General features: G+C 67.4%; 13 protein-coding genes. 8 read left to right on the plus strand and 5 right to left on the minus strand.

The genetic code is table 11. The features are described 5' to 3' along the window. Nucleotides 1–30: 30 nt before the first annotated feature. From AC57B8_RS02400 to AC57B8_RS02430, 7 genes are read left to right on the plus strand one after another with little or no spacing between them, the layout of a single operon-like run. Nucleotides 31–1,302, plus strand: a complete 1,272-nt coding sequence (locus AC57B8_RS02400) for a pilus assembly protein TadG-related protein (RefSeq protein WP_496478552.1) — start codon at nt 31–33, stop codon at nt 1,300–1,302. A gap of 5 nt (nt 1,303–1,307) precedes the next feature. Beyond that, nucleotides 1,308–1,766 (plus strand): TadE/TadG family type IV pilus assembly protein, encoded by a 459-nt coding sequence (locus tag AC57B8_RS02405; protein WP_492696770.1) that lies wholly within the window; start codon nt 1,308–1,310, stop codon nt 1,764–1,766. Continuing rightward, on the plus strand, nt 1,763–2,191 hold the full coding sequence (locus tag AC57B8_RS02410) for a TadE/TadG family type IV pilus assembly protein (RefSeq protein WP_095947064.1): 429 nt from the start codon (nt 1,763–1,765) through the stop codon (nt 2,189–2,191). The genes AC57B8_RS02405 and AC57B8_RS02410 overlap by 4 nt, the downstream gene beginning before the upstream one ends. A 19-nt stretch (nt 2,192–2,210) precedes the next feature. Further along, nucleotides 2,211–3,362: a CpaE/TadZ family protein gene (locus AC57B8_RS02415; protein WP_095947065.1), complete on the plus strand. Its 1,152-nt coding sequence runs from the start codon at nt 2,211–2,213 to the stop codon at nt 3,360–3,362. 42 nt (nt 3,363–3,404) lie between these two features. Then, a complete protein-coding gene (locus tag AC57B8_RS02420) occupies nt 3,405–4,784 on the plus strand; it encodes a TadA family conjugal transfer-associated ATPase (protein WP_496478553.1) in 1,380 nt (459 codons plus the stop codon). 9 nt (nt 4,785–4,793) lie between these two features. Continuing rightward, on the plus strand, nt 4,794–5,783 hold the full coding sequence (locus AC57B8_RS02425; protein ID WP_496478554.1) for a type II secretion system F family protein: 990 nt from the start codon (nt 4,794–4,796) through the stop codon (nt 5,781–5,783). A 12-nt stretch (nt 5,784–5,795) separates the two neighbouring features. Beyond that, a complete protein-coding gene (locus AC57B8_RS02430; RefSeq protein WP_495263502.1) occupies nt 5,796–6,713 on the plus strand; it encodes a type II secretion system F family protein in 918 nt (305 codons plus the stop codon). Between the two features lie 42 nt (nt 6,714–6,755). Here the strand turns inward: AC57B8_RS02430 and AC57B8_RS02435 are convergent, their stop codons facing one another. The 5 genes from AC57B8_RS02435 to AC57B8_RS02455 form a co-directional block, all read right to left on the minus strand. Beyond that, nucleotides 6,756–7,451: a response regulator gene (locus AC57B8_RS02435; RefSeq protein WP_095745836.1), complete on the minus strand. Its 696-nt coding sequence runs from the start codon at nt 7,449–7,451 to the stop codon at nt 6,756–6,758. Between the two features lie 32 nt (nt 7,452–7,483). After that, nucleotides 7,484–9,172, minus strand: a complete 1,689-nt coding sequence (locus tag AC57B8_RS02440) for a sensor histidine kinase (protein WP_369646582.1) — start codon at nt 9,170–9,172, stop codon at nt 7,484–7,486. Nucleotides 9,173–9,519: 347 nt separating this feature from the next. Continuing rightward, the gene (locus tag AC57B8_RS02445; protein ID WP_496478555.1) at nt 9,520–10,671 is read right to left on the minus strand and encodes a calcium:cation antiporter; all 1,152 of its coding nucleotides are present in this window, start codon (nt 10,669–10,671) and stop codon (nt 9,520–9,522) included. An 8-nt stretch (nt 10,672–10,679) separates the two neighbouring features. Then, complete coding sequence (locus tag AC57B8_RS02450; RefSeq protein WP_139140231.1) at nt 10,680–10,862, minus strand: hypothetical protein; 183 nt, start codon at nt 10,860–10,862, stop codon at nt 10,680–10,682. Beyond that, complete coding sequence (locus tag AC57B8_RS02455) at nt 10,859–11,062, minus strand: hypothetical protein (protein ID WP_496478556.1); 204 nt, start codon at nt 11,060–11,062, stop codon at nt 10,859–10,861. Before AC57B8_RS02455 ends, AC57B8_RS02450 begins: the two co-directional genes overlap by 4 nt. 596 nt (nt 11,063–11,658) lie before the next feature. Here AC57B8_RS02455 and AC57B8_RS02460 point away from each other — a divergent pair. Beyond that, on the plus strand, nt 11,659–12,363 hold the full coding sequence (locus AC57B8_RS02460) for a DUF3348 domain-containing protein (protein WP_496478738.1): 705 nt from the start codon (nt 11,659–11,661) through the stop codon (nt 12,361–12,363). The last annotated feature ends 11 nt before the right edge of the window (nt 12,364–12,374 follow it).

The raw sequence follows: 12,374 nt of genomic DNA on the forward strand, positions 1-12,374 counted from the left end.
CTTCTCCATCGTCCAACAAGAGGTCCGATCATGAAAGCCCGCCGCACCCCTCGCCGCCAGCGCGGCGCGATGATCGTCACGGCCGCGCTGTTCCTGTTGTTCCTGCTCGGCTTCATGGGCATTGCGCTCGATTTCGGCCATTTGTTCGTCGTCAGGACCGAGCTGCAGACAGCGGTGGACAGTTGCGCGCTGGCCGCGGCGCGCGAGCTCGACAAGACGAGCTCGGCGATCACGCGGGGCAAGAGCGCCGGCCAGACGGCCGGCAACGCGAACCGGGTGAACATGCAGTCGGCCACCTGGGGCGGGCAGGGCCAGATCACAGCCGCTGAAGTCACGTTCCGCGACGCTTCCTATGCGCCCACGAGCGTTCCCACCGCGGCCGTCTACGCACAGTGCGCGCACAGCCAGCCCAACATCAGAATGTGGCTGATGCAGGCCATCGGCGCCTTCTCGGGCGACACCGCCGGCAACCCCGCGACACGCAGCGTGGCGGCGAGCGCCGTCGCCACCCGGGCGAGCGCACAGACCGCATGCCCCATTCCGGTCGCGGCGAAGCCGAAGCCGGGCGGCACGGCGCCGAACTACGGCTTTGTCGTCGGCGAATGGGTGACGCTCATCATGGCGCAGAACGCTGCCGTGGGCGGCCAGATCGGCTGGGCCAACCTCGACGGCAGCAACAGCGCCTCGGAAACCGAAGCCGAACTCAACGGCCGTTGTGGCGCCAGGGTGGGCGACACGATCGGCACCCCCGGTGTGCAGACCTCGGTGGCCGACACCTGGAACTATCGCTTCGGCATCTACAAGAACAGCGGCGATCCGAGCGTGGATCGGCCCGACTACACCGGCTATGCCTACACCTCGCTCAACTGGCCCGCGCAGTTCAATGCCTATACCGGCGCGCCAGGCGGTGGCGCAGACCCGACCGCCCAGAACTTCGTGACCAAGCGAGCCGCTTTCGCGTCCTGCGCGGACACCGGCACCAAGGTGAAGGGTGCGAACAGCTGCGAGTCGATCACCGGGTTGTCGCTCAACAGCTTCCAGAAGCTGGCCACGCCCGGCAACGTGGCCGGAGGCCACATGCAGTACGGCATGGACCGCCGCTTCGTCACGGTGCCGGTCATCGACGGCGGCAACCACGTGATCGACTACCTCTGCATGCTGATGTTGCAGCCGCTGAGCATTCCGATGACCGACACGCAACTGGAATTCCTCGGCAACGCAGGGGCCGCCGGCAGCCCCTGCACCACCAGCGGGCTGGCCGGTGGATCGGCAGGCCCGTTGGTTCCGGTCCTGGTGAGGTGAGCATCATGAAAAATTCCCATCGCACCCAGCATGGCGCCGCGCTGATCGAGCTGGCGCTCATCACGCCGCTGCTGCTGCTGCTGACCTTCATCACCACAGAGTTCGGCCGTGCGGTGTACGAGTACAACACGGTCGTCAAGTCGACCCGCGATGCGGTGCGCTACCTGTCGGTGCAGACGCCCGGCACGCACATCGCCGAGGCGCGCAACCTGATCGTGTACGGCAACATCGCCGGCACCGGAACACCGCTGGCACGCGGGCTGAGCCTTTCGAACGTGCCCGCCGGAAGCTGCTGCACCTGGCAGGCAGCAGGAGCCAACCCGATCATCACCACGGTCACGGTGCGCGTCAGCAGCTACGCCTTTCATTCGCTGTTCCCTTCGGTGATGGGCGTCGTTCTCACCGGAGCGAACGGCAACATCGTCTTCAGCGACATCACCGCCACCATGAGGGCTCCGTCATGAGACACCACGTCAAGGGCGCGACCACCGTCGAATTCGCCTTGGGTCTGCTCATCTTCCTGATGCTCGTGCTCGGTATCGTCGACTTCTCGCGCATGCTGTTCATGTGGAGCGCGGCCCAGGAGGCCACGCGCGCGGGAGCCCGGTATGCGGTGGTGTGCGACGACACCGCCTACCAGGCCCAGGTGCTCGCTCGGATGCAGGCGCTGCTGCCACAGATCAACACGGTGTCGGTGACGTGGGAGCCTTCGGGCTGCACGGCGGCCACGTGCCAGGGTGTCACGGTCGGCATCACCGGCCTGAACTACCAGTGGATTTCTCCCATCGTGGGCGCCGCGGCGCCGCTGATCCCCATGCCTGGGTTCTCCACGTATCTGCCGCGCGAGGTCATGCGCAGGGATCCGAACAGCGCGGCCATCTGTTCCTAACAGCACACCGGACACGACCATGAAGATCGCCATCGTTTCCCCCAATCCGAACCACCTGCAGGACATGCGCAAGGTGCTGGAGCCGCGCGGCCATGCCGTGTCGCTCTTCGAAGGCGGCAAGAGCCGGATGCAGGCGGTCGTCGACAAGGTCGCGCCCGACCTGCTGCTGGTCGACGGCATGTGCTGCGACCCGCAGGAGCTCTCGCTGGTGGAGGCCCTGACGCTTCGGCATCCGGCGGTGGCGGTGGTGCTGCTGTGCGCGATGCAGACGCCCGAGTTCCTGATCCACGCGATGCGCGCCGGCGTGCGCGAGGTGCTGCCGTCGCCCGCCGACACCGCCGCGCTCGAGGCCGCCGTCGATCGCATCGCGCTCAAGATGGCCGGCTCGCAGGCGCGCAGCCCCGGGCGGGTCGTGGCGTTCATGCCCTGCAAGGGCGGCAGCGGCGCGACCTTTCTCGCGACCAACGTCGCGTACCAGCTGTCGCGCGAGCGCTCGGTGCTGCTGATCGACCTGAACCTGCAGTTCGGCGATGCGTTGTCGTATGTGAGCGACCTGCGCCCGACCGCGACGATGGCCGACGTGGCGCGCGACATCGGACGCCTCGACGCTTCGCTGCTCGCGGCGAGCGTGGTGCGCGTGTCGCCCAGCTACAGCATCCTGCCCGCGCCGGAGGATCTGGCGCGCGCGATGGACGTGAAGGCCGAGCACATCGACGCCATCCTGCAGGTGGCGCTCGCGCAGTACGACTTCGTGATCTTCGATCTCGGCACGCGCATCGACACGCTCACGCTGCGCGTGCTCGACCGCGCGGAGCGCATCTTCCCCGTGCTGCAGACCAGCCTGCCGCACATCCGCAACGTGACGCGCCTGGTGCAGGTGTTCAAGTCGCTCGGCTACGCCCCCGGCAAGGTCGAGCTGTTGGTGAACCGCAGCACTGGCGGTGGCGAGATCGGGTTGTCGGACATGCGCCGGTCGTTGCCGGGTGCGACGTTCACGACGGTGCCGGACGGTGGCAAGGATGTCGACGCCTCCATCAACCGCGGCGTGCCGCTGGCGGAGATGTCGCGCAGCAGCGCACTCGCCAAGCGCCTGGACGAGATCGCCCACACGCTCAGCCCGCGGCCGGAGGCGACGCCCGGCTTCATGGGGCGGCTGTTCCGCCGTGCCTGAGACAGGTCGGATTCCCATCAATACCCAGGCGGAGGTGCCAACATGTCATTCAGGGAACAACTCAATGCGATCGACAGCGATGCTGGCGCGCGCTCGGCGGGGCCAGCGGGGCCGGTCCTCGAGCTGACCACGTCGCCTTTCGCCTCGGACACCTATAAGCTGCTGAAGGAGCGCATGCACCTGAAGCTGCTGGACCGCTTCGACCTGGCGGCGCTCGAAACCCTCCAGCCCGACGCCCTGCGCCAGGAAATCTCGACCATGGTCGGGCGGCTGCTGCAGGAAGAGCCCGAGGCGCTCAACGACATCGAGCGGCGCACGCTGATCCGCGACATCCAGCACGAGATGCTGGGCTTCGGACCGATCGAGCTGCTGATGGCCGACCCGACCGTCTCGGACATCCTGGTCAATTCGCCGGACCAGATCTACGTGGAGCGCCGGGGCCGGCTGGAGCTGACCAACGTGAGCTTCACCGACGAGAAGCACCTGCTGCGGATCATCGACAAGATCGTCTCGCTGGTGGGGCGTCGCATCGACGAGTCCAGCCCGATGGTCGATGCGCGGCTGCCCGACGGTTCACGGGTCAACGCCGTCATCGCGCCGGTAGCGCTCGACGGGCCGATGATGTCGATCCGTCGCTTCGCAAAGATCCCGCTGCGCATGGCCAACCTGGTGGGCGATCTCAAGTCGCTCACGCCGCCGATGGCGCAGATGCTCGAGGGCCTGGCCCAGGCCAAGGTCAACATGCTGATTTCGGGCGGCACCGGGGCAGGGAAGACCACGCTGCTGAACATTCTCTCGGGCTTCATTCCGGAGACCGAACGCATCATCACCATCGAAGATGCGGCCGAACTCCAGCTGCAGCAGCCGCACGTCGCGCGCATGGAGACGCGGCCGATGAACATCGAAGGCAAGGGAGAGATCACGCAACGCGCGCTGGTGCGCAACGCGCTGCGCATGCGGCCCGACCGCATCGTGATCGGCGAGGTGCGCGGCGCCGAGGCGGTCGACATGCTGCAGGCCATGAACACGGGCCACGAAGGCTCGCTGACCACCATCCACGCCAATTCGCCGCGCGATGCGCTGGCGCGGTTGGAAAACATGATCGGCATGGCGAACCTGAACCTGCCGCACCGCACCGTGCGCCAGCAGATCGCCTCGGCGATCACGGTGGTGGTCCAGGTGTTGCGGCTGGTCGACGGGCGGCGCAAGGTCACGAGCATCCAGGAGATCACCGGCATGGAGGGCGAGATCGTCACCATGCAGGAGATCTTCACCTTCCACCAGACGGGCATGGGTCCCGACGGCCAGGTGCGCGGCCATTTCCACGCGACCGGCGTGCGGCCGAAGTTCATGGAGCGGCTGCATGCGTACGGCGTGGACCTGCCCGACAGCATCTTCGATCCTGAAAAGCACTACGAATAGGAGCTCGCCATGTTCGACAACCTGGGTGGTGACACGCTGATCACGGTCACGGTGCTGGTCTTCGTGACCGCGCTGCTCATGATCGAGGGGCTCTACCTGCTGTGGCGGTCCTACAAGGGGCCCGACGCGCGCAAGATCGAGAAGCGGCTGCAGGCGATGTCCGCCGCGGTCGACCGCACGCCGCAGGCCCATCTCGCCAAGGAACGCATGCTCAGCGACGTGCCCTGGATGCAGCGCCAGTTGCTGGCGCTGCCGCGGGCGCACCGGCTGGACCGCTTCATCCTGCAGGCAGGGCTGGACTGGACGGTGTCCAGCTTTTTGCTGGCCTGCGGTGCGCTCGGCGTGTTCGCGTTCTTCGCCGTGTGGCTCGCACACCAGCCCGTGTGGCTGGCGCTGCTGGCCGGGGCCGTGGCGGCGGTGCTTCCCGCCATGTACCTGCAGCATCAGCGCAGCCGCCGGCTGGAGCGCCTCGAGAAGCAGCTGCCGGACGCGCTGGATCTCGTGACGCGCGCGCTGCGCGCGGGCCATTCCTTTGCCAGCGGCGTGCAGATGATCGGCGAGGAAATGCCCGAGCCGATCGCCAGCGAGTTCCGCCTGGTGGCCGACGAGGTGAATTTCGGCGTCTCGCTGCAGCAGGCGCTGACCAACCTCAGCGAGCGCGTGCCGCTCACCGACCTGCGCTACTTCGTGGTGTCGGTGCTGATCCAGCGCGATTCGGGCGGCAACCTGACGGAGGTGCTGGGCAACCTGAGCCGGCTCATCCGCGCGCGCTTCAAGCTGCTCGCGCGGGTGCGGGTGCTGTCGTCCGAGGGGCGGCTGTCGGCCTGGATCCTGGGCCTCATGCCGTTCGCCCTGGCGGGGCTCATGAACATCTTCAATCCCGAATTCATGGCGCCGCTGTGGACCGACCCGATCGGCCAGACGGTGCTGCGCTACATGCTGGTGCTGATGCTGGTGGGCATCGTGCTGCTGCGCAAGATCGTGAAGATCCACGTCTGAAGGAGAAGCGCCATGGCCATGCTGTTTCCCATCCTGGTTTTTCTGTCCGTGTCGCTGGCGGTCATCGGCCTGGCGGCGTGGCTGTCCCCGACGCGCACCGCGCAGCGGCTGCAGGCGGTGGCGCCGTCGTCCGGCAAGTCGGCCTGGACCGAGACGGCCGTCAAGCTCGTAGGCCCGTTCGCGCAGTTGTCGTCCCCGACCGGCGACGCCGACCTGTCGCCGCTGCGCGTGCGCTTCCTGAACGCCGGCATCCGCCATCCGGATGCGTACCTCATGTACTTCGGCCTGAAGACGCTGCTGCCGCTGGGCTTTGCGGCCGTCGCGTTCCTCATGTTGCAAGCGACGGGGTCGGAGGGCGGCATGACGATGCTGCTGTGGCTTGCGCTGGCCGCGCTGGCCGGCTGCTACCTGCCCAACCTGGTGCTGCGCCTGCGCATCCGCGCTCGGCGCCGCGAGATCTTCGAGAACTTTCCCGACGCCGCCGACCTCATGCTGGTGTGTGTGGAGGCGGGGCTCGGGCTGGACGCCGGGCTGGCCAAGGTCACCGAGGAAATCAAGATCAAGAGCCAGGCGCTCGCGCAGGAACTGCACTGGACCAACCTGGAAATGCGCGCCGGCGGCACGCGCGAGAAGTCGCTGCGCAACCTGGCGCTGCGCACCGGCGTGGAAGAAATAGGCACCTTCGCCACCATGCTGACCCAGGCGGACCGCTTCGGCACCAGCATCGGAGAGTCGCTGCGCGTGTTTTCGGACGACCTGCGCCACAAGCGCCAGGTGCGCGCCGAGGAGCTGGCGGCGAAGGTGCCGACCAAGATGCTGCTGCCGCTGGTGCTGTGCATCTTCCCGTGCATCTCGCTCGTGATCCTCACGCCGGCGGTGATCCGCGTGGTCCGGATGATCGGGCCGATGCTGAGCGGCGGGCAGCTTTGAGAGGGCGCGCACGCGGCGCACCGCGTGCGCCGCTGCAGCGGATCAGGCCGCCAGCGTGTCGAGCTGGTGCTTGATCGCGTAGATGTACAGCTCGAGCCGGTTCGTGACGCCCAGCTTCTGGTAGATCGCGCACAGGTGATTGCGCAGCGTGTGCTCGGTGACGAAGGCGCGCTCGGCGAGCGCCTTGTTGGAGGCGCCGCAGCCCGTCGCGACGATCCGGATGATCTCGCGCTCCTTGTGCGTCAGCGTGGCCTGGCGCGCCGTGTCGGGGTCGGCCTTCGGCGGCTTCCTGGCCGACGTGAGTTCGGAGAAGACGCGGCCCATGGTCTGCGCGTCGACGCACAGCTCGCCACGGAACACGCGCTCGATGGCGTCGAGCAGCTGCTGCGCCGAGGCGTCCTTGCCCACCACGCCGCGCGCGCCGCGCAGTATGGCCAGGTCGAGCGTGCGCTGCTCTTTCTCGGCCGTCAGCACCATCACGCGCGACACCTCGTTGGTCAGCAGCCGGGGCAGGATGTCCAGCGCGCTGTGGCCGTCCAGGTCGAGGTCGAGCACGATGACATCGGGCGCGAGGCTTTGCGCCGTGGCCACCGCTTCGTCGCAACAGCTGGCCGTGCCGACCACCTTCATGCGCGGCTGTTCGCCGTCGATCAGCTTCGACAGGCCCCACAGCATGGTCTTGTGGTCGTCCACGAGCAGCACGGCAATGGGATGGTCGGGATGGTCGAGGGTTTGCATGACGGACTCCTTCCTGTGTCTGCGGCGGGCGGTCAGATCGGGATTTCGATCCGTACCGCCGTGCCGCCATTCGCGCATCGGTCGACATGCGCCTGGCCGCCCAGGGCCGCGGCGCGCTCGGTGAGAGAGCGGGGGTGGAAGGCGGTGAAGCTTTCCTGGCAGGCGTCGTTCTCGATGCACAACGCCAGCTGGCCGTTCTTGCAGTCGATGCGCACGCTGCCGTGGCGCGCATGGGTGTGCTTGCAGATGTTGTTCAGCCCTTCGCTCACCATCTGCAGCAGCTCCGCGGTCACGCGGTCGTCCAGGTGCAGCGGGCCGTCGACGGCCATCACGATGTCGATGTCGATGCCGTACAGGCCCTTGATCCGCGCGGCCTGGCGTTCCAGGTGGGGCCGCACGAGCCCACCGGGGTCGTCGTTCGCACCGTGCCTGACTTCGCCCGCGTAGCGGCGCAGGTCGGCGATCACGCCGTCGGCCACGTCCGCGAGCTTGTCCAGGTCTTCGCGCAGCGGGTTGTCGGCGGCGGCCCGCTTGCGCAGCGCGCACAGGCCCATGCGCAGGCCGATGTAGGGCTGGATGGCGGTGTCGTGCAGGTCGAGTGCGATCTTCAGGCGCTCCGTCGACGCGGCTTCGGAGGCCATGCGGTCGAGCACCTCGATGGTCTCGATGACCGGGAAGATCTGTTCCATGAGGTGGGCGAGGAACAGCGCGTCGGACTTGCCCAGCCGCCCGTCGCGCGACGAGATGAACACCCGGCCTTCGCCTAGGCGCATCGGCAGCGGCGCGCTGATGAAGGCCCGCGCCTCCAGCAGGGCGGCGATGGTGGTGCAGTGCGCCGCGCCGGCTTCGTCGGCGCTGCGCCAGGCGGTCGTGCCGGCTTCGAAGACACGGTGCTGCGCGCGCAGGTGGTTCAGCGGCCAGGGCAGGCGGCTGCTCAGCACGACGCTGTCGGGCGCCAGGGCCATGAGCGGCGATTCCGCGAGGCGGCCGATGGTCTCGATGCTCACCTGCTCGCAGGTGTCGTCCTCGCGCAGCGTGCGCAGCAGCCAGGTGCCGGTGGCGAGGTCGCGCGTCAGCAGGATGCAATGGCTGGCCCGGAAGAAGGCCAGCGTGCGCTCCATCGTGCGGGCGATGGTGCGTCCGGCGCCGAAGCGCGGGTTCGACAGCTGGCTCACGTCGCCCAAGAGCGCCAGGCGCCGTTGCAGCGCCAGCTTGGAGCCGCCCCAGTACACGATCATGTGCCCGAGCGCCAGCAGGAAGGCGGTGCGCATCAGCAGCTGCGACGTGTCGCCCGTGCACGTGGCCAGCCCGCAGGCGGTGAACGAGGCGACCGAGGCGATCGTCACGCGGGCGCCTTCCTCGAAGCCCCAGCGGAACGAGGAGGTGAGGATGGCGAAGAAGTAGAAAAGGAAGAACAGGCTGTGGGTGCCGTCGGTCACCGCCACGATCAGCGTGAACCACAGCACGTCGGACCAGTGGATGGTCCGGCCCTGGAAGTAAGGCCGTCCCACCGCCGTGCAGACGTGGATCAGCAGGCTGTGAAGGATGTAACCGAGGAAGGCCAGCCAGACCGTGGCGGGAACTTGGTTGTGGCTATCGGCGGCATCGACCGTGATCGCCAGCAGGGCCGAGATCGACAGCACGAGGCGCATGCGTCCCACCATGAGCGCATCCGCCGCCAGGCTGGCGTCGATGCTGGGGGCGGAGCCGCGCACTCGCATGGGGATGCATCCTGTGCATGGACCATGTCAGGCACCGCGAGAGATCGCGGTACGGACGGAAGCGCTTGGCAGTGACAGTTTGGAATACATTTTTCTTGCCAGAGACCACAACGTGTGACGAGTTCACATTACTACTTTGGTGTTCAGATGCAATTGAAATATTGTTCCATTAACATTTGGTAACTATATTTGCATTAGATTTCATGCGGATAAATGGGCCACTGCACGAGGGTGGCGAGAGGTCATGGCGCCGGCAGGGGAGGCCCCGGAGAGGGTGAGGTACCTCAACGGGGCGTCCGCCAGCCTGTGCGAAGGCGCAGCCCGCGGGGTAACCCCGTTGCGCGGCCTCAGGGCAGGAACAGCAGCATCCCGTACACCGCAAACAGCATCAGGTGCATGAGCCCCTGGATCGGCGAGGTGCGCTGCCCGTTGAAGCTCAGCAGGCTCAGCACCGCCGTCACCGCGAACAGCAGGGTTTCCGCGCCCGAGATGCCCATGAGCACCTGCTTGCCTGTGACCAGCCCGATGACCAGCACGGCCGGCACCGTGAGCCCGACGGTGGAGACGAAGGCGCCCAGGCACAGGTTGATGGCGCGCTGCATCTCGTTGTTCATCGCGGCGCGCACGGCGGTGATCGACTCGGGCGTGAACACGATGATGGCGATGAGCACACCGCCCACGGCCGCTGGCGCGCCGGCCGCGGCAATGCCGTAGTCGGTGACCACCGCGAGGTAGTGCGCGAGCAGCACGATGGGCAGGATCATCGCGAGCAACAGCAGCGAGCGAACGACCACGGCGCGTTTGTCCAGGCGGGCGTGATCGGCCTGCGCGGCAGGCGAGGGTGCGGTCGCCCGCACTGACATCCGCCCCGGCGCCGGCTGGATGAAGAAGCGCTGGTGGCTGCGCATCTGCATCCAGAGAAACGCGCCGTACAGCACGGCCGTGAGCACCGACATGCCGATCGCCTGCACCGGCGTGAACTCGCCCGCGCCCGAGCTGTGGTTGGGCAGTACCAGCGCCGTGCCGGTCAGCAGCACGATCATCGACAGGTAGGCGCCGGCGCCCTGCGCGTTGTATTCCTGGTCGCCGTGGCGGGCCGCGCCCGCGATCAGGCAGATGCCGATGACGAGGTTCAGGATGATCATCATCACGGCGAAGATCGAGTCGCGCCCGATGGTCGGAAACTCGCCCGGGCCCAGCAGCACCGAGGCGATGAGGATCACCTCGATCGACACGATCGAGAGCGTCAGGATCAGCGTGCCATACGGCTCGCCCAGCTGGTGCGCCAGGTGGTCCGCCTCGCGCACCACGCCGAACGAGGCGGCCAGGATGGTGACGAACAGCGCCAGGAAGACGCAGCCGGCCACCACGGGGCTGATCGGCGCGGCCAGCCAGCGGTCGCCGAAGGCCACGAAGAGCCCGACCACGAGCCAGGCGGCGGCGATCAGGGCCCAGGTGGCGGGCGGGACGAGGCGGGCGGGGGAGGGGGTTGTTGTCATGGGCGTTGTCACTCCGACATCAAGAGGGAAGCCAGGGCCAAGAGGCCGCTGCCGGCGAGGCTCAGCCCGCTGGCAGCCCACAGGGCCTTCACGTCGCGTAGCTCGCAGCCTTCGCGGCGCGCATGCCAGGCGGCATAGGCCAGGGCCACCGCCATGGTCAGCGCGGGCCAGTGCAGATCAAGACCGTTCATCGCGCGGCTCCCGATGCGGTGGGCGCGCGCGGGCATTCGGCGCGGTAGGACAGCCGCGTCGCGCCCGTACGCACGTGCAGGCGCACGGCGCCGAGCGTCAACCGGAAGGCATCCGGCACGGTGGCGCGAGCGCGAGGAAGGCGGAAACGGGAGAAGAAGCGTTGCGCGGCGAGGCGCCAGGAAGGGAGCAGTGTGGCCATGTCGAAACTTCGCGAGAAGTCAGGAAAGGGCCGTCCCTTGCAAGGTGAAGGTGCAAGGCCGAGGTCGTCCTCGGCCCGGTTCGCGCAGGGCGCACGAACGAAAAAATGATAGCAGGGAAATCGGAACCGACGCCCTCAGCCCCCGCGTGCGCGCACCTGGGCCGCATGCAGGAGGCGGGCGCTGTCTACCTTCTGCTTGGACAGGAGCCGCATCTTGCTGCAGCTTGAGCAGCGGTACAGGCGCAGCCAGGGCAGCAGGCGCATCCACCCTCTGCGCGGCTGGCGGTCCATGTCCTGAAGGTGGCAGGGGCAGGCGGAAACCGAATGAGTCGACGACATTTGTCAGAGTGACCATGCTGTCCAGATCCCACCCTGACCAAGCTCTGCGGCTCTTCGGCTACTGGGAATTGAAAGTATTCATTCTTACGACAAATGTAAACAAGCACACTCACCTGATTTAGGTATTCGCGCCCCGATTTCCTCGGTTTCGGTCACACCCCGTTTCACTTCTCCCGCGCTTCCTGTGCACCAGTTCACAGAGGGAAAGCCGCCAGTTGACCGGTGTAAACTGCCCGGTTTTCTCCCTCTCTCGCGGTATGGTGCAAGTGTCACGGCGCACAGGCTTCACCGGCTCGGCGCTCACTCGCTTGCTCGCTCAATTGAGCGACATCGACGTTCCCGAATCCAGGCAAGCCCTCGCGGATCGTTTGAGTCAGTGGTTCAGTTGGACCGACGCCATCTCCTTGTCTGCAGCTTTGGATTCCGATCTGGGCGTCGCCGTGTCCGGCGTCCGGGCGTCCGAGGGCGCCGAGGAGGCGCAGGAGTGCGCGCGCCTGAAGGCCGCACTGGCCAAGGGCAATGCCGACGGCGGCGTGGCCTCGGTGCTGCCGGGCGCGAACGACGACTTTCCGCCGTACCGCCGCCGCTACTTCGCGCGGCAGCAGGCCATGGAAACAGCCATCGAACCGCTGCGCGCCCGCCTGCGGGCCCGGCTCGCCACCCGCTCGCCCGAGCTGGCCCGGCTGGCCGCGGTGGACGCCATCCTGGAACAGGTGGTGGGCGCCCGCGAACGCAGCCTGCTGGCGACCGTGCCGACGCTGCTGGAGAAACACTTCAAGCGCCTGCGTGAGGCCAACCAGGCCGCGCAGGACGCCAATCCCGACACCCCCCAGCCGCCACCGACTGCCGCCGGCGGCTGGCTGAACGTGTTCGGCCGCGACATGCAAAGCGTGCTGCGGGCCGAGCTGGACATTCGCATGCAACCGGTCGAAGGCCTGCTCGAAGCCCTTCGCGACCGCTAGCCTGCAGCCCC

This window comes from Variovorax sp. BGA-UO-ETr-C22 (assembly GCF_059567965.1).